This is a genomic window from Pseudoalteromonas sp. P1-11 (genome assembly GCF_001399995.1).
GTDB lineage: Bacteria > Pseudomonadota > Gammaproteobacteria > Enterobacterales > Alteromonadaceae > Pseudoalteromonas > Pseudoalteromonas atlantica.
The window spans coordinates 356,105-374,023 of sequence record NZ_LJSP01000004.1 but is presented as its reverse complement, the minus strand read 5'-3'; the positions used below and the strand labels follow the sequence as shown (position 1 = coordinate 374,023).

At 40.8% G+C, this 17,919-nt stretch carries 19 protein-coding genes; 4 read left to right on the top strand and 15 right to left on the bottom strand.

Features of this window, described 5'->3' with window-relative positions:
- Positions 1–82: 82 nt before the first annotated feature.
- Together AN390_RS09875 and AN390_RS09870 are read right to left on the bottom strand one after the other, a co-directional pair.
- Positions 83–1,072: an LLM class flavin-dependent oxidoreductase gene (locus AN390_RS09875; protein WP_095206751.1), complete on the bottom strand. Its 990-nt coding sequence runs from the start codon at positions 1,070–1,072 to the stop codon at positions 83–85.
- A 140-nt stretch (positions 1,073–1,212) separates the two neighbouring features.
- Complete coding sequence (locus AN390_RS09870; RefSeq protein WP_055254198.1) at positions 1,213–1,956, bottom strand: siderophore-interacting protein; 744 nt, start codon at positions 1,954–1,956, stop codon at positions 1,213–1,215.
- A gap of 123 nt (positions 1,957–2,079) precedes the next feature.
- Between AN390_RS09870 and AN390_RS09865 the strand changes: the two genes are divergently transcribed.
- From AN390_RS09865 to AN390_RS09855, 3 genes are all read left to right on the top strand, one after another.
- The gene (locus AN390_RS09865) at positions 2,080–2,499 is read left to right on the top strand and encodes a MarR family winged helix-turn-helix transcriptional regulator (protein WP_055254196.1); all 420 of its coding nucleotides are present in this window, start codon (positions 2,080–2,082) and stop codon (positions 2,497–2,499) included.
- Between the two features lie 81 nt (positions 2,500–2,580).
- Positions 2,581–2,994 carry a S24 family peptidase gene (locus AN390_RS09860; RefSeq protein ID WP_055254194.1) on the top strand — a complete coding sequence of 138 codons (414 nt, stop codon included), beginning with the start codon at positions 2,581–2,583 and terminating at the stop codon, positions 2,992–2,994.
- Positions 2,982–4,241, top strand: a complete 1,260-nt coding sequence (locus AN390_RS09855) for a Y-family DNA polymerase (RefSeq protein ID WP_055254192.1) — start codon at positions 2,982–2,984, stop codon at positions 4,239–4,241. The genes AN390_RS09860 and AN390_RS09855 overlap by 13 nt, the downstream gene beginning before the upstream one ends.
- 1 nt (position 4,242) lies before the next feature.
- On the opposite strand, the gene AN390_RS09850 is transcribed toward AN390_RS09855, so the two are convergent.
- From AN390_RS09850 to AN390_RS09830, 5 genes are all read right to left on the bottom strand, one after another.
- The gene (locus tag AN390_RS09850) at positions 4,243–4,698 is read right to left on the bottom strand and encodes a hypothetical protein (protein WP_055254190.1); all 456 of its coding nucleotides are present in this window, start codon (positions 4,696–4,698) and stop codon (positions 4,243–4,245) included.
- 180 nt (positions 4,699–4,878) lie between these two features.
- Positions 4,879–5,394, bottom strand: a complete 516-nt coding sequence (locus tag AN390_RS09845) for a DUF4240 domain-containing protein (RefSeq protein ID WP_004586331.1) — start codon at positions 5,392–5,394, stop codon at positions 4,879–4,881.
- A complete protein-coding gene (locus AN390_RS09840) occupies positions 5,394–5,585 on the bottom strand; it encodes a YwbE family protein (protein WP_004586332.1) in 192 nt (63 codons plus the stop codon). Before AN390_RS09840 ends, AN390_RS09845 begins: the two co-directional genes overlap by 1 nt.
- Positions 5,586–5,644: 59 nt before the next feature.
- Positions 5,645–5,926, bottom strand: a complete 282-nt coding sequence (locus AN390_RS09835) for a hypothetical protein (RefSeq protein WP_055254187.1) — start codon at positions 5,924–5,926, stop codon at positions 5,645–5,647.
- 3 nt (positions 5,927–5,929) lie between these two features.
- The gene (locus AN390_RS09830; RefSeq protein WP_055254185.1) at positions 5,930–6,142 is read right to left on the bottom strand and encodes a hypothetical protein; all 213 of its coding nucleotides are present in this window, start codon (positions 6,140–6,142) and stop codon (positions 5,930–5,932) included.
- 89 nt (positions 6,143–6,231) lie between these two features.
- Between AN390_RS09830 and AN390_RS09825 the strand changes: the two genes are divergently transcribed.
- Entirely contained in the window at positions 6,232–7,059 is an 828-nt protein-coding gene (locus AN390_RS09825; RefSeq protein WP_004586335.1) for an ion transporter, read from the top strand.
- Positions 7,060–7,125: 66 nt separating this feature from the next.
- On the opposite strand, the gene AN390_RS09820 is transcribed toward AN390_RS09825, so the two are convergent.
- From AN390_RS09820 to AN390_RS09785, 8 genes are all read right to left on the bottom strand, one after another.
- Positions 7,126–8,241, bottom strand: a complete 1,116-nt coding sequence (locus AN390_RS09820) for a DUF748 domain-containing protein (RefSeq protein ID WP_055254183.1) — start codon at positions 8,239–8,241, stop codon at positions 7,126–7,128.
- A 482-nt stretch (positions 8,242–8,723) separates the two neighbouring features.
- A complete protein-coding gene (asd, locus tag AN390_RS09815) occupies positions 8,724–9,863 on the bottom strand; it encodes an aspartate-semialdehyde dehydrogenase (RefSeq protein ID WP_039972138.1) in 1,140 nt (379 codons plus the stop codon).
- A 367-nt stretch (positions 9,864–10,230) separates the two neighbouring features.
- Positions 10,231–12,948 (bottom strand): TonB-dependent receptor plug domain-containing protein, encoded by a 2,718-nt coding sequence (locus AN390_RS09810; RefSeq protein WP_004586338.1) that lies wholly within the window; start codon positions 12,946–12,948, stop codon positions 10,231–10,233.
- A 95-nt stretch (positions 12,949–13,043) separates the two neighbouring features.
- Positions 13,044–14,645 (bottom strand): hypothetical protein, encoded by a 1,602-nt coding sequence (locus AN390_RS09805; RefSeq protein WP_004586339.1) that lies wholly within the window; start codon positions 14,643–14,645, stop codon positions 13,044–13,046.
- A 300-nt stretch (positions 14,646–14,945) separates the two neighbouring features.
- Positions 14,946–16,274 carry a CDC27 family protein gene (locus AN390_RS09800; RefSeq protein ID WP_055254181.1) on the bottom strand — a complete coding sequence of 443 codons (1,329 nt, stop codon included), beginning with the start codon at positions 16,272–16,274 and terminating at the stop codon, positions 14,946–14,948.
- Between the two features lie 33 nt (positions 16,275–16,307).
- Positions 16,308–16,913, bottom strand: coding sequence for an energy transducer TonB (locus AN390_RS09795; protein ID WP_029772986.1), 606 nt, complete (start codon positions 16,911–16,913; stop codon positions 16,308–16,310).
- Between the two features lie 12 nt (positions 16,914–16,925).
- Entirely contained in the window at positions 16,926–17,339 is a 414-nt protein-coding gene (locus tag AN390_RS09790) for a biopolymer transporter ExbD (protein ID WP_004586342.1), read from the bottom strand.
- A gap of 51 nt (positions 17,340–17,390) precedes the next feature.
- The gene (locus AN390_RS09785) at positions 17,391–17,918 is read right to left on the bottom strand and encodes a MotA/TolQ/ExbB proton channel family protein (protein ID WP_029772985.1); all 528 of its coding nucleotides are present in this window, start codon (positions 17,916–17,918) and stop codon (positions 17,391–17,393) included.
- Position 17,919: the final 1 nt, after the last annotated feature.

Below are 17,919 nucleotides of genomic sequence, written 5' to 3'. Positions count from 1 at the left end.
AGTTTGTATTCACTTTTAATGATGTCTACATAGTAGCAAGGCTTGTGTGTACGCTTGCTTAACTAAACACTTCCTTTTTTAATTAATGCTTTATTTCCATTAAAATTTCTAGGGCTCGGTGGCGTTTTTCGCTGTCGTAAACATCGTTGGTAAATATAAACTCATCCACTTCTAGCTCTTTCGCTATCATTTGTAATTTATGTTTTATACTCACATGCCCGCCAACAACGCTTAAGCTTAAAAAGTTTTCTACGTGGGCGCGCTCTTGCTCACTCCATAAACCTTCCATACTCTCTACCGGTGGCTTTAGCCACAGCTCTTTGCCGCGTATTAATTCAAGCACGCGTTGCTTTGAGGTGGTAGAGAGGTACTGCGCTTCTTCATCGGTTTCTGCTGCTACCAGCGGTAAAGCAAGCATTACATAGGGTTTATCGAGTACATTTGAGGCTTTAAATTCCCGCTTATATAGTGCAATGGCATCGTGTACAAAACGCGGTGCAAAGTGCCCTGCAAATACATAAGGCAACCCTTTTTGCGCGGCCAATTGGGCGCTAAACAAACTTGAGCCTAATAACCAAAGCGGTACGTTTGTGTCCTCCCCCGGAATAGCACGTATAGGATGTGTGCCATTGTATGGGCCTAATAATGTTTGCAGCTCTGTTACCTCCCCTGGGAAGTTTTCTGCGCGGCTCATATCATTATTTAGCGCACGGCTGGTTACTGGATCACTACCAGGGGCGCGGCCAAGGCCTAAATCTATTCGTCCAGGGTATAAACTCTCTAACGTACCAAATTGCTCAGCCACAACTAGGGGCGAATGATTCGGCAGCATTATTCCGCCAGAGCCAACACGTATACGCTGAGTTTTACCTGCAATGTGACCTACTAATATTGAGGTGGCAGCACAAATTATACCAGGCATATTGTGATGCTCGGCCAACCAAAAGCGATTAAACCCTAATTGGTCGGCACGCTGGGCGTATTTGGTGGTTTTATTGAGCGTATGAGAAATGCTGTCCCCTTTGATCATGGGGGCAAGCTCTAATAACGAAAAGGGAATGGAAGATAACAAAATAGCAGCTCCTTAAAATGCATGCTAACAATGGGCTTCATCATCAGCATAAAACACTTAAATGGGTCTGCTATTTATTCAATTCAAGTTAGGTAACGGATAAAAGCAAAATAGCGTTAGGCTGTTTTGCTCTAAGGTATTTATGCAAGCTCAGGGCTTTGCTGGCGCTCTTTTTTATAACCCTCTGAGTCTACGCCTTTTTTCCAATAACCAGAGGAAACTATATTACTGCGCGGTATATTACAATCCTGGGTAAGTAAGGTTTTTGCTTTACGTACTAACCCTGCCTCTAATGCCATAAATACAATAGGTGGCTCGTTTGTGTGTGGCAAATTGTTAAGCGCGCTGAGCATATCCGTATCCGGTGTATCTGTAATTAACCAATTAACATCGCGCTGCGTGTTTAAATCAATAATGTCTTGCTCTGTAGGGGCATGCACAAACGCGTCAATTTTTGCGCTGGCGGGTAACTGCTGCATGTACCCTTTTATTGCATTAACTGAGGTTAAATCGCCTAGCAATACATAATGCGGATGCTGGTAATTATCAAGCTTTTTAGGGCCAGGGCCTGCTATGCCAACCTCGTCACCTACTTTTGCAGTTATAGCCCATTGCGTAGCCGGACCTTGGTGCATGTTTATTACAAAGTCGAGCGTTAACGCGCCCGTTGCATCATCAACGTCTCTTATTGTGTAAGAGCGCATGCACGCGGTTTTTAAATTAAAATCAACTTTGCCATTTTGGGGAATAAGCACTTTTACATAGCTGCCAATATGCACTTGCGTTAAATCCGAAAACTCATCTGAGCCTACAACAATGCGCTGTAAATGCGGTGTTATTTGTTCAGTACTTAGTACCGTAGCTTTGCGAACTTGTTTACCCATTTAAAATCACCTCGTTTAACAAAATAGTTAACTGCTTTTTAAAGCAAGCATTGCACAACGCCCCGTTGGTTGATAAAATCAACTATAACAAACTAATTGATATTGTCAACCATTAGAGAGCTTATGAACACGCTTTTATCAAATACCCTATTTGAGCTGATGCAAAGTTACCGCGTAACAATACGCGAGGCTATTAACGCAGGCGACCTGGGTATTAATGCTATGCACGTGCGTTGTATACACATTATTGCCAGTACATCTAACTGTACCGCTAATGACATTGTGACTAAAACACAGCGCGACAAAGCCCAAATTGCCCGCTTAATTAAAGATCTTATTGCCTTAAACCTTATTAATAAGCAAGCAAGTGAGCACGACAAACGTTGCTTTATTTTGTCGCTCACCGAACAAGGCAATACATTGTTTGATAAGTTATTAGCCTCTGAGCAGCAAATAAATGATCAAATGTGTAAAAACTTAAACCCGCAGCAAATCAAAGACTTTTTAGATACCGCGCAACAAATGATCAAAAACATGGCGTGATCTGTCTTTCATTTCTTGGCATAACTTACACAAAACGCATATACTGTACACTTATACAGTATATGCGTTTTAGGTTGTGTTATGTTTGTTATTCCCGTTTATATAGAAGCCGGTGTGTGTGGGTTTGAATCGCCCGCGGCGCAATACGCCGAGCTCGGTGTTTCTCTTGATGAGCTATTAATAAAGCACCCCGACGCCACCTTTATTGGTATTGCCTCGGGTAATTCCATGCAAGAGGTGGGGATTTTTGAAGGCGACTTACTGCTTGTAGACCGTGCTGAGCAAGCCGATAACGGCGATGTTATTGTTGCTAACTTAAATGGCTTATTTGTGTGTAAGCTATTAGATAAAACCAATGCACGGTTACTCTCTGCATCGCCTTTACATAAGCCGGTACAACTAACCTCAGCTGATGAGTTTCAGTTAGAGGGAGTGGTTACACTATCGATGAGAATGCACCGCCCAAGCCCTGAGCTATTAAAATGTACGCCTTAGTCGATGCCGTTGCATTTTATGCCAGTGCCGAAAAAGTGTTCGACCCCGCTATTCGCTCTAAACCTGTGGTGGTTTTAACTAATAACGATGGCTGCGTATGTGCGGTATGCCCGATAGCTCGGCGCTTAAACATTCCTAAATTTGGCCCTTACTTTAAAGTTAAGCACCTGCTTGAACAACACAAGGTGGTTGTACGTTCGAGTAACTATGAGTTGTACGCCGATTTAAGCGCCAAAATGATGAACGTAATTGGCCGCTTTTGCGACACACAATACATATACAGTATTGATGAATCGTTTTTGCACTTTAATGGCTATACACCCCTTATACAAAACTGGCACGAGTACGGGCATACAATAAGGCGTACCGTTTGGCGCGAAACTAAACTCCCTGTGGGTGTTGGTTTTGGCCCAACCCCTACTTTGGCAAAAGCCGCTAACCATGCAGCTAAAAAGCTAAGCGGGTTTGATGGGGTGGCCGTTATAAATAACGAGCAAAGCCGCCAAGCAATTTTACAAAGAATGAGCTGCGCCGATGTATGGGGCATAGGTAAGCGCCTAGCTAAAAAGCTTAATATAATGAACATACATACCGCGTGGGATCTGGCACAACAAAACCCTAAAACCATGCGCCGCGCGTTTAGTGTGGTGGTAGAGCGTACCGTAAGTGAGCTAAATGGTGTAGCGTGCTTAACATGGGACGATGTACGCCAAGATAAGCGAGAAATATATTCTACTCGCAGCTTTGGTGAGCGGATCAGTGAGCCAACTGCACTTAAAACCGCCCTTATAAACCACGTAACCACGGTTGCCAGTAAACTACGAGGGCAGCGCTCATTAGCAAAACAGCTTTATATATTTGCCGCCACTGGCAAACACGAAGACCGCTATTGTAAAAAGTCGTTTATATATAAATTTGCCACCCCCACTAACGATACCTGCGTAATGGCAAATGCAGTCTCAGAAGTATTTACTCATATTTACCAGCCAGGTGTACGGTTTTATAAATGTGGTGTAGGCGCTTTAGAGCTTACCTCGGTGCAGTATCAGCAAACTGATTTATTTAGCCAAAGAGCCGATAACCCTAAATTAATGCAGTGTCTTGATACAATAAACAACCGCTACGGAAAAGGTATACTCACCCTAGCCAGCAGCAAACTAAACCAAGGCTGGCATATGAACAGAGATTACTTATCGCCCCAATACACAACGCGCTGGCACGATATACCGCAAATTCATTGTAAGTAAGTTAATCAACCTGCCTTGTAAATGTGCACTCTACTGCGGGGGTATTCTGCGTATATTTGAGCGTTGTAACACTGGTAAACTTAATGCTTTGTCTGATGGTTTTTTCATTATTGGGGTCAATACAGCGGCTCATTTTTAAGCTGTTATCGACACCATCACTTTTGTATTTATACGAGCTAGTTACAAAACAAAAATTTGGCTTTTTAGTTGTACGGGTGCCGTTGTGTAAACTTTCAAACGCAATATGCTCGCCTAATTTAAAACCCGCGTCTGGGTAAACTGGGTTAATTAAACTCAACTGACTATCCACACACAGTGGGGAGTTAGCAGTTACCACCTGGTAATCACCAAGCATTGTTTTTAATAACGGTATAAAACGGCTTTTATTACTCGGCGCAGCCAATGCAGATGAACTAATAAAGGTTGTCGAAATTAAAAAACAAAGTAAGGTTTTCATTAAGTGGGCGTATCCTCGTAATAAGTAACGTGCGCGCTAATTTTTATAACTATAACAGAGATTTAATCTAAAAAAAGGACGCAGCACTTAGCATTATGTAATGCAGTGTTGTAGTTATGTTTTACGAGTAATAAAACAAAGTGGTTTATTTACTTAATAAATAAACCACTAAGAGTGACTTTACTGCCAGTATTTTGCAAATAATTGCGGATAGCTTTGTTTTAAAAACTTGGGTTTGTCTTTAAAGCGTTTACCTGCAGGTTGCTCGCCTGAGGGTACAAAAGGTAATTCGTCGTCATTGCGCTCTTCAAATAATAAACCGGCTATTAAGTCGTATTCATCAATATAAGGATAAGGTTGCTCATTTAAATAATACACAGGGGAGCACTGTGCAAGTGAGTCGGCATTGCTTAATGCGTTATTAAATACCGTCTCCCCGCGGGAGATGAGCCAGCACCTAAATTCGCTAAAACCGTATTCGTCGTTACAGCCAGCCATAACAAATGCAGCACCAAATAAATCCCAGGTAAAACATTTGCGCATGTGAATACCAAAGAATTTATCAAAAGCAATGAGCTGCTCGTCGGTTAACTCGCTCAATTTAGCTTTTAAGTTGTCGCTTACGCTTTGTGGGTCGAGCCCTAACTCAGGCGTGGTCACTAAATCCCAAAATTCCTGCTCTGTTAACGCTGTCATTATAAAATCTCTTTTACTCGGCCGACTTGACCATCTTCTAGGCGTACTTTAATACCATGCGGGTGATTAGGTGATTTAGTTAATAAACGCTCAACTACACCTTGAGTCAATGTGCCGCTGCGTTGATCTTCTTTTAATACAATATTTACGGTTGTGCCTGGTGTGATTTGCGAACGCGATGGAACAGCCATGCTTTATATCCTAAAAATGATTTTGGTAATTATAACGTCCATAGCTAGGCAAACCAATGTTAATCAACTAAAAACGCTATTTGCTTAGCCGCTACCGGTAAGCTTATTTTGCTAAGCTCAGCGTTAATAATATCGACCAACTGACAAAAATGCGCTTCGGTGTCGTTATAGGCTATATCATCTTCAAAATAGCAGCTTATTTTTAGTGACTTTGCTTCATTTTTTAAATCAATGGTGTGAGTTAAATAAGCAAAACCATAATGAGTCGCTTTTATTTTCTCACAGGCGTTGGTGAGGGCTTGGCGTATTTGTTTATCACGCAATTTTTGTGTTTTAGTCATAAATTATTGTGTTTGTTCACTTTGCTGTTTTTGATACTCTTCAAAATTTTTATCTTGATTTTCAAGGCACTCGTAATACTCTTTATCGGCTTTATAATTACATTCATCTAAACGTGCTGATTGAATTTCGTGAAAGCGAGCGTCGGAGCTACACCCTGCAAGTACCGAAAATCCCACAAACAGCAATGCGCTTTTAGTTATTTGACTGATTAACATTAGAATTCCTTACACTTTCGTTATCGAAAGCAACAATATTATTGTATATTAGCGTCATAAAAACCTGACTTTGCATAGGACCCATAATTATGATGTCGCAGTTACAAAAGCTGTTTCAGCGTATAGACAAAAGCAAGATATTTCAATCATTTGTTATAGCTGTCATTGTTGTTTCTGCCCTCACCGTAGGTGCTCATACATATTCTCTTCACCCCACTGTAGAATTCATTCTAAATTGGATGGATGTAGGGATCACAGCTTTCTTTTTAATCGAACTCATTATTCGCTTTATTGCAAGTAAAGGAATAAAAGACTTCTTTTCAAAGGGCTGGAATATATTCGATACCATTATTGTACTTGGCAGCTTATACCCAGCTGCAGGCTCAACTATGTTACTTGCCCGATTGCTGCGTATATTTAGGGTACTGCGTTTAGTATCTATGATCCCAGAGCTGCGTTTGCTTGTAAATTCGTTACTTAAAGCCATTCCGCAAATGGGCTATATAGCACTGCTTATGTTTGTTATTTTTTATATTTACGCAGCCATGGGCAGTATGATGTTTGCCGATATTAACCCGGTGCTTTGGCAAGATGTATCCATTTCAATGTTAACGCTATTTAGGATAGCCACCTTTGAAGATTGGACCGACATTATGTACGAAACCATGGCGGTGTACGAGCTGAGCTGGATTTACTACCTCACGTTTATCTTTTTAACCGCGTTTGTGTTTTTAAACATGATGGTAGGTGCCATTTTAGAAGTAATGAGCGAGGAGCATCGAAATGCCCGTGAGCTAAAAGCGGATAATAACTCACTTCCTGCAACGCAAGGACAAGTGGTTGAACTACAAGCGCAAATAGCTGAGCTAAAAACGTTATTAAGTAAAACCTCAGATATTACCAACTCCAATAAATAGCTGATCTATTTTACTTGCTAAAACTTAAAAAGCCCTTTGTATTGAGTTAATAAAAAGGGCTTTTAGTTACTCACCTTGTTGTTCTTGCGTGCTTTCAAACGAAATAACATTATCAACCTTCATTTTAAATGCTTCAAAAAACGCATTTTTTAATACCGAAACCACGGCTTCAAAAGTAGATACATCAGCGTTATCTAACTGCCCGTCTATGGGCACCCGAGCAGCCACCAGCTTTGACTCGTCGTTTTCTAATAACGAGCTGAGTAAATCAATACTGCCTTCAAAAATAGCGGTAAATAGACCGTCATCATCTTTTTCTATATCTTCGCGCCACGAAAAAACACTTAAATCGTGCACACCCGCTTTTACATATCCATTTAAGTTATTATTGTTAGCGGCCAATTCCATTGCGCCATCTATTCCGCCGGCTTCAATGTCAAATGGGGTATACACTTTAAAAACAGTTTCGAGATTTTTAACCGAAAAGCGCTGCACTTCAACATTAAAATCAAAATTAGCTTCATCACTAAAAGGGTCCAATTTACCATTTAAAGACAGCTTAGCTTCGCCCATTAGCTGCCCTTCTACTTTTAAACTTGTGACTAGTGTTTTAGAGAGGTTTTGTGCATTGGTAATATTGTTAATGTTAGCGTTTATATTTGATACGTAAGTAGGCTGCTCTCCTTCGCTGGTGGCGTTAACTAAGGTTACTTTACCATTGTCTATACGTAGCGTATCGATTGAAAAAGGCACGAGATCATTAGCAAGGCCTACCCAGGTGGTTTCATCTTTCACCTGTTGATTTTGTTCAGCGGTAGTTGGGTCTTTATCGTAAATAACAATTTCTGGGCGGGTAAAAGCCATGTTGGTGACAAAATTACCGTTTAATAAAGCAGACCACGCAAGCGAAAAATCAAGTGTATCAATAGACAGTAACGGCTTAGGCACCTGCGTGGCATCTACCGCGTAAATTTCTACCTCATCAACAGCGTAAGCGCCTCGATATAAGTACAAATCAACATCACCCACATGCCCTGTTATGCCTTGGGTTTGTTCAAGCTGCTGATTTACATAATATTGAACCGCATAAGGGGCTAAAGCTCTGAGTAAAATTAACCCCAAGGCTGTAACTATTAAAGCATAAAACCATTTTTTGCGTGTATTTTTAAAAATAGAAGCCATTATCTATCCTTATGTGAAGGCTTAGTATCTCGGCATAAGTAAAAAATACCTGCATAAGTGAATTAAGTACCCACAAAGCAGCGAAAACCGAGCGAATAAAGCTGTAATAGGTTATTACGAGCAAAAGCTATACCAAAAAATGCAATGAGCCGAGTTAAGCAAGCTTAGTGAGCCTTTCATATACTCATTAATTTTATGACTGCTCCAACAGAGCATAGGGGATGGCAATATTAATATTTATTACGTTTTTCCTAGGTATTAATGAAGCACAAACTTATACGCTTTATATACAGCGCGTTCATATAGTGCTTTTATATACAGCGCGTTGCAGCACCATAGATAAAGCGTTGTAAATAGCAAAAACGAAAGCAAAACACGAAGGAAAAAATAAAGTAGTATGCAATGTCACTTAACTAAAATAACTAAAAAAGGGGTTAGCAATACGCTAACCCCTTTTTAATATACACTTTTAAATGCAGAAATTATTCACCGTCTACAATGATGCGAAGCATACGACGAAGTGGCTCTGCAGCGCCCCATAACAGCTGATCGCCCACGGTAAATGCGCTAATGTATTTAGGACCCATGGCTAATTTACGAATACGACCAACAGGAATACTTAAAGTACCTGTTACTTTAACTGGGGTTAAGTCAGTCGCACTAATTTCGCGCTCATTAGGGATAACTTTAACCCACTCGTTATGCGAAGCTAAAATTTCTTCAATTTTTTCTACGCTAATGTCTTCACGTAATTTAATGGTCATCGCTTGGCTATGACAACGCATTGCACCAATACGTACACATAAACCATCAATTGGCACAGGCTGTTTAGAAGAGCCTAAAATTTTGTTCGCTTCAACCTGAGCTTTCCACTCTTCTTTAGATTGGCCACTTGGCATTGGTACGTCAATCCAAGGAATTAAGCTACCGGCTAGCGGCACGCCAAATTGGTCTTGTGGTAAATCGCTTGAAGCCATTTTTTCGCTCACTATTTTATCAATTTCTAAAATAGCTGAACTTGGATTATCTAGTTGCTCGGCAACACTTGAATGAATAGCGCCCATTTGTGCAATAAGCTCTTTCATATTACGAGCGCCGGCACCAGAGGCCGCTTGGTAAGTCATTGGGCTTACCCACTCAATCAGGTCTTGCTCAAACAAACCACCTAAAGCAAGTAGCATTAACGATACGGTACAGTTACCGCCTACAAAAGTTTTTACGCCTTGCTCTAAACCTTGTTCAATGACATCTTTATTTACAGGGTCAAGTACAATAATGCTGTCATCAACCATACGGAGTGCAGAAGCTGCATCAATCCAGTAACCATCCCAACCCGATTCGCGTAATTTAGGGTAAACCGCTTTGGTATAATCACCACCTTGACAGGTAACAATAATATCCATTTTAGCAAGTTCATTTACATCACTTGCATCTAATAACGGTTTTGCGTCGCCAGCAATATCAGGGCCGAGTTGCCCAGCTTGTGAGGTGGTGAAAAAGGTGGTGTCGATATGAGCAAAATCACTTTGCTGTTGCATACGTTCTAATAACACAGAGCCAACCATGCCACGCCAACCGACCAATCCTACTTTTTTCATTGTTTTTTCCACTGTTTGATTCATAAAAGATGCCTTAATACATTAAAAATTAAAATTCATTGCGTGAGAATTAATTTTTATTAAAACCAATCATATTAAGTTATTAATCATTTATAGCGGCAAATTAATAGCGAGATAACAAGCCATAAATTTTTATATGTAGCTGTTCTGCATCAAAAATTTATTACGCCGTTCGCGCTTTATTTAGCACACTAGAATGACTAGTTATTTAAGTCGATTAGTATAAAGCTAACCTAACACCCCAAGCGCCCTAAAACTAGTGAATAAAGCGAAACTTAAATATTTTTCATAGTCATAAAAAAGCCCTGTATTAAATACAGGGCTAATCGGTAGTTAGGTTTTATTATATCCCCCTTCCTTGGGAAGAAAATTAAAACTCGTAGCTGTAACTTAAATCAAACGTTACACCTTGCTCTTTTGAGCGCACTATAATGTCTGATTGTGTTACCTCTTGATCTTCGTCGAGTAAGTTTTTAACTTTAAACTTAATCTTAGAATTAAAGTCAGGGTAATAAGTATAAACTAAATCAAGTGAGTGAAATGGTTGCTCATACGCGTCATCTCTATTAGCAACACCCGCTGCTAAAATTCGCTCACCAAATACGTTATAAACTAATGAACTGCTGTGCATGCCATCTAACGAATCGTAGTTTAATTGTAAATTAACTACATACTCAGAGTGGCCTGTCATACGTTTTTTAGGATTAGTTAATGTCCCAGCAAGTGCTGGGTCAATAGACGCTTCAGAATCACTTAATGTGATATTACCGCTAGTAAATAGGCCTTCACTTACAAATGTTAAGTCTTGTAGCCATTCAGCTTCAATACCATAAACTTCTGCTGTTTCACCATTTATAAACGATGCTGAGTAATCTTCATCACCAATGTTTAAAACCGTTTCGATTGGCGCTGTAATATCTTTATAAAACGCCGCTACGCTAAATGAATTACCGGCTTGTCCGTAATATTCATAACGTAAGTCGTAGTTTTTAATTGGGCTACTTTTTATACCTGTACGACCAAACGTTCTAATGTCGGTCAAAGGGTCGTAATACGTAACAGGCACTACTTCACGAAAATCAGGGCGTACTACTGTTTCACCATAACCTAAGCGCACTTGGTAATCATCGCCACCTACATAGGTAACAGACAGTGCCGGGTACCAATCATCGGTAATAACAGAGCCTGCTTGAATTTTATCTGGATCGTAAAAGGTATTTAAATCGTCTTCATCAAAAATAAGGCTCGATGTACCGATAGAAGATTGTTTAAATTCCTCATAACGAATACCACCGCTTATTCTTATCCATTGATCATAAAACACATCGAAAGACGCATAACCTGCATCCACCTTTTGCGCAGCAATGTAATCATCGGCATCAGGGGCTGTTGGCTCATTAAAGTCAACTAACACAGCGTTATTATCAATAAAGTCGTCAGTTAAAAAACCACTATTATTAAGCGCATCAGTGCTACCGTCGTTTATTGAAATACCTGAGCCGCCACTGTTGTTTATAGCAAAGCTTGAGGTATTAAATATTCGAGCTCTGTCAGAAAAATCGTAACCAACTTTAAACTCAACTTCCATAGACTCAAAGCTAAGCGGCAGCGTTAAGTTACCACCGTACGATTTAACACGTTCTTCCATATTGGTGTATGACATAATTACACGGTTATCATCCCCTGTAATAGTTGAGCCGGCATAGCTGCCATCACTATTATAGGTGTCACGAAACTCAAAGTCGGCACTGGTAGGTATATCAGTCGTTGCTTTAGCTTCGGTGTACTGCCAATCGGCACCAATACCAAAATAATCTAAAAAGGTATGTTGGCCCATAACTTGAGTAATGTTTAATTGGCGTTCTTCGTAATTAAACTCATGATTACGGTTTGCAATCCCATCACCCGCAATACTAAACGTAGAACTCCCCGCAGGGCTTTGCGAAATAGCAATTTCAGACTCATCTTCATTATCAATAATGTAAAGCTGTTGAGCAGAAATACTGTGCGTACCTAAACGGTATGACAAGCTTAATGAACCGTTATAACTTTCGGTTTCAGTGGTCACTTGCGAATTTTTGACTGTGTTGTAACACGAGTTACTCACATCTTCACTGGTCGCTAACGACGTTGTACAATCAACATTACCTTCTTCGTTTTCTAAATCTTGGGTGATAACTGAGCTAAAACGTTCTTCAAAATCCCATTCGTTTTTGTAAGCACCTGCCAGTAAAAACCCAACCTTGCCGCCAAAATAGCTCTCTTCAAAACTATCACCATAGTGGGCTTTAATATTATAACGCGGGTCTAACGACTCTTCTTTTAACTCATAATCGCGAGGAAGCGACTTTAAAAGTGCGTTATTAACAGCAGTTGCTTGCTCTGCACGCGTTAAATCGCCATCTTCAAAGCCTTCACTACTAACAATATTGCCAATACTAAAATCACCACGGTATGTTGAAATAGCTTGTGATAACTCACTTGGAATGCCATTTTCGTTACGATTGTAGGTAAAGCCATCACTTGATGCCGTATCGTAACCTGCCCCCACTTCAATGCCTGCTGTAAATTCACTCGGTGCGGTTTTAGTTCTAATATCTATATTACCGCCACCAAACGCTGCTGGCATGTCTGGAGAGTAAGCTTTTTGAACAGCCATACTTTCAATTATACTTGCAGGGAAAATATCCAGCGGAATAACGTTACGGGTTAAATCTGGGCTTGGGATGTAAGCGCCATTTAAACGCGCACTAGAGTAACGCTCTCCAAGGCCCCTAACGTAAATAAACTTACCATCAACAAGCGTTAGGCCTGTTACTCGACGAAGCGCAGATGCTGCATCGCTGTCGCCCGTGCGTGATAATTGTTCAGAGCCTAAAATATCGGCAACAAAGGCTTGGTTTTTACGTTCTTCTACAACTGCCGCAGCGCTCCCTTGTAAACGCGTACCTACAGCAACAACTTCTTCTATTTCTTGTTCGTTTGTTAACTGTTCATCGGCTTGTGCAGCAATTAAGCTAGTCGAATGAGCGACTAAACCTAAACCAATTGCCCAGGTAATTTGATTGAGTCTATGCTTTTTAGACATGAGATAATCCTAATCAGGTTATACAAAAGAGGCGCCTGACGCTTAAATAACAAGCCACAAGGCGCCTTTAATCAGAGGTTATAATGGTGTGCTATTTAGTCAGCATTTGCTGCTGTAACAGCCGCTTCAACCCATTTATACCAGCTAGAGTCTGTATCCTGATCCGATACCGCACCAATGTAGTTTACGCTTTCAAAAAATGAATCGCTTGTGCTTAAATCTGTTGCAGTAACCGTTACTTCTGCAGCTGCTGTGTTCGTTGCAAAACCGTTATCTGCAAGTACTGCAACATCATCAGTTAAGATTTGGTTAGCACCGTCATTTTCAAACCACGCTGTTTTTGTTTGACCTTCTAATGGGCCGCTTGCAAACGTATCTGTATCTGTAAAGTTTGCAGAACACGCCATTACAGAGCTTGTGAATGAGATTTTATCTGCTTGTGCTTCACCGTCGCCTGAGAACTCAATACATTGCGTGTTAGTTGCGTTTTGCTTAACGATAACAGTGTTGTAAATGCTTGAATTAAATTGGTCATCAAACTTGTAAGCTTGTGAAGGGTCGTCATCACGTACCGAGTTACCATCGGTAGTTACAACCGTTACATTGGCAACCGTTGGGTTAGATGGAGACACTTGCTCGGTAGAAGAACCTTTAACACCATCAGACTCAAAGCCATTGTTACCCATGTTAACTACAGTGCCGTCGTTTAGTGTCACAGTACCGTGTTGAATAAATAAGTACTGAGCTTTACCTTGCCAACCTGCGTCAAAGTCAAACGAATCATCTTGTGTATCTGTTACCGCTACGTGTTTAAGCGTTGTAGCACCACCAAAAATTTCAATACCGTCATCAAAACCTTGGTGAATGTGTAGGTAATCAAACTCAGAACCAGAGCCAACTGCATTTAGTGTTAGTGAATTCAAATCATCGCCTTCACCACCAACGCGAGGGCCTGAACCTGCGTACCAAATTTTAGCCCATTTAATATTACCGCTAGAGTCTGCATTATCGTTACCACCAAAGTAGCTTGTTATACCTTCAGAGGCTACGTTACACGTACCACCGTCACGCTCTGCATCAGTACATTGGTCAGTAATGCCGTTACCATTAATAATGATACCGCCCCAATCTGCGTAGCGTGCGCCTTCGCCTGCTGTATCAAAACGGTCAAACGCGTTTGCAGAAGTAAATACAACCGGCTTTTCTTCAGTACCTACCGCTTGAATTTTTGCACCACGTGCAATACGTACAATTGCTTCACCTGAGCCAAATGCTAAAACGGCACCTGGTTCAACAGTCATTGTTGGACCATTTGCTGGTACTTCAAAGCCATCTACAGTGCTGCCATCTTCGCCAATTTGTAATGCATCTTCAAAAACGTGAACACCGCCATCAGGTAGCTCAGCGAAAGTAATGTTACTTGTGATAGAAATTGTTTTGCTTGCAAACGAGTCGTTGTATAAACAATCAATGCCACTTACTACGCCTGTTACCGTACCTGCATCTGATTCGTAGCTTGCACAAACAGCTTCTTCTTCAGTTGTTGAACCAGTTGTATTGTTTGAATTATTAACACTGTTATCTGTTGACGAGCTGTTATCGTTTACAGTAGGTGTAATTTCGATATCGCCGCCACAGCCAGCTAGTGTCATTGCAGTTGCTACTAGGCTGACCTTAAATAAATCAGATAATTTCATTGTTCACTCCGTTAAAGTATTTAATTATTTTGTTAGTGCATTAAGTAAAAACTTAAGTCACTTTAAGGCACGATACTCATGCATTAAGGTGACCTGAGTTATCGGATGCAAATAAGATACTGTAGAGATATGACAAACCAGTTACAGTTTAGTAACCATAAGATGACAATAGTAATTAATTTAAATTCAACAACTTAAATTTTTTAGCAACGAAAAAAACCGCCCTAAGGCGGTTTTGGTGTTGCGATTATGAAATAGGTAAACGCTTTATTATTTGTAAAATAGCGTTAGGGTATAAAGTTAAAGTAACGCAGCTTTAAGTGTTTGCGCATGCACTTTTTCACGCTTAACATATTTAATCCACTGCTTTGCTAAACGTTGTGATTTATCATGCTTTTGGGCTTGTTCAAACGCTAAAATAGACGCATCAAAATTTTGCATATTGTACTGTGCCATACCTAGCGCAACGTAAGCGCTTGATTCAAAATCAAGGCCGCCTTTATCAAGCGCCTTACGCGCAGCATCAGCCGCTTCTTCGTATTGCTCAGTGTTAACAAACACTTCTGCTAGGCGTTGATCGTAATTACCATGCTCTGATAGGTCAGCCGCTTTTGCAAAGTAGCTAATCGATTTTTCATCTTCTTTAGCTTGAATCATGGCCTCTGCAATAAAGGCATAGTTTTTCGCTGATTTTTCTACAATGCCTTTTTCTATCGCATCACTCATTGTTTTAGCTGCTTTGTATGCCAGGCCGTTATAAAGGTAAGTTTGCGATAATTGTCTTAAATCAGACTTGGTTTTTAAAAAGCCTTGTTGATACGCCGCTTCGATTACTGCTAGTTGCTCTTTTTCTTTGCCGGTTTCTCCGTACATACCAGCTAGCTGAACCCAATACTCTGGTTTATTGTAAAGTTTAACCATGCGCTCAAGCACTGCAACTACTTTATCTGTTTGATTAAGTGAGTAATACATAGCGCGCTGTAGTACCAGCCAGTTTTCTTTAGGGGTTTTACCTTCGCTGTCGCTAAGAGCAATAACTTGATTAATGTACTCAAGCCCCTTTGGGTATTCTTTTAACTGGTAGTAAGTTTGCGCTCTAAGTAAGTAATACCCTTCTGTAATAGGTTTGGTATTTATTTCATCCCACTTATCTAAAAACGCGATAACTTTTTTATACTCGCCGTTGGCCATTGCAAGCTGCGCTAGGCTAAACGTGGTACTTAAACGTAATGATTCAGGAATAGCCTCCTCGGCTACCACTTTTTCAAACGAGGCTATGGCTTTTGGTAAATCATTTTCGTTGTAATAAATAAAGCCATAAAAGTTATGCATCATCGCAATTTCATACGAGTTCATACTTGAAGCTCGCTCTTGAATGCTATCAAGTGCTTCAAGGCCGCCTTTTACATCGCCATCATCAGCGAGCTTTTGCGCACGAGCAAGCTGGCTATAAACCTTTTCGCGCAGTGCGGGTACACGCTTTGTTTTTTGCTCTTGCTCTGCATGGGCAGTTGCTACGTTTAGCCCCGGCACAAGGCTTAGCGTACTTGGCACAACAATACTTGCACTGATCGCGGCAGTGCAAAATAATGCCAGTTTTAAATTTTTAGCTGTAGGTAGTAATTTCATAATCGCCTCGCTATTTCATCCAATTAAGATAAGTTAACCATTAATTTGGAAAGATATTTTGTTTTGAACACCCGCCACTTCAACGGCTTCACCATTTACTACGCGCGGTTTATATTTAAATTTAAGTGCGGCATCCATCGCTGCTCTATCAAACAGTGACTCAGGAACCGCTTTTACTACTTGCGGGTCACGTACAGTACCTTGCTTAGTTACTGTAAATTCAACAATTACATAGCCTTCAATACCACGCGACAAAGCACGACGTGGATACACTGGAGCTACTTTTACAATGGGTAGGTATTCACCATCACTTGTTTCAAGCGCTAAGCCACCCGCTAGATCAACGTCGCTGCCTACATCCGCACCAAAATCAAAATTATTGCTGGCCGCGTTTGCATCATTATTTTGCATTTGCGGCGACTCCATAGGAGGTGGTGGCTCTTTTGGTGTAGGTGGCTTTTGCGGTTTACGCTCTTTCTTTTGTACCGTTTCTTCTTTTTTCAAACGTACAAAGTCTAAAACGTTTCCTTTTACTGGCTCCGACATGGCACCTTCACCACCGGTGATCAGAGCCTGCATGCCTAAAAACAGCATAAAGGTCACTACACCTGCTACTATTAATGCTACTAAATATCGCAACATGGCTAACCCTTAAGACGCATCTTGTGCAGCAATCGAAACATCAAACGCACCTGCAGCACGCGACGCATCCATTACTTTAATTAACATATCAGTGGTGGCTTTTTTATCAGCTTGAATAACCACGCTCCCTTGTGGGTTTTCTGCTTTTAAGCGTTCGATATTGGCTTGCACTGCACGTACATCGATTTGACGTTTATTAATCCAAATCTCGCCTGTATCAGAAATAGCCACTAAAATATTAGCGCGTTCTTTTTTAACCGCTGTTGCGGCTTCTGGGCGGTTTACATCAATACCGGCTTCTTTAACAAACGAGGCGGTAACGATGAAGAAAATAAGCATGATAAATACAACGTCTAACATTGGGGTCATGTTAATTTCTTCAGCTTCGTCTTCTTGTAATAGATTTCCTAACGGGGCTCTCATTTTTATTCTCCTAGGATGAGCGACTCTATAAGCCGCTTATCAAAATGTTACTTAATGGTCTAAAACCATGCTGTCTTCAAGTAGTTCAACTTCGCGCTTGGCTCTGCGCTGTAAAAACGTAGAGGCAAATACACCCGAAAGTGCACCAACCATACCTGCCATGGTTGGAATAGTTGCTTTAGAAACACCTGATGCCATAGAGCGCGCACTACCTGTTCCGGTAATTGCCATTACATCAAATACTTCAATCATTCCCGTTACTGTGCCTAACAGCCCAAGTAGCGGACACAATGCAACCATTACATTTATCAGTGCTAAGTTGGTGTCTAAACGCATTGAAGCACGTGAAATCATCGCCTGGCGTATTTGCTCAGCATTCCAGCTATTGCGCTCTGCACGGTTTTTCCACTGCGCTTTTACGTTTTGTTTGTAACTACGAAAACCTTTGAAAAAATAAATAAATCGCTCGAGTATCAATAACCACATCGCGAAGATTAACACCCCGATGACCAAGAGGACTTGGCCACCAGTGTCGAGAAAATCACGGATAGCATTGATTGAGTCAATCAATAGCACCATG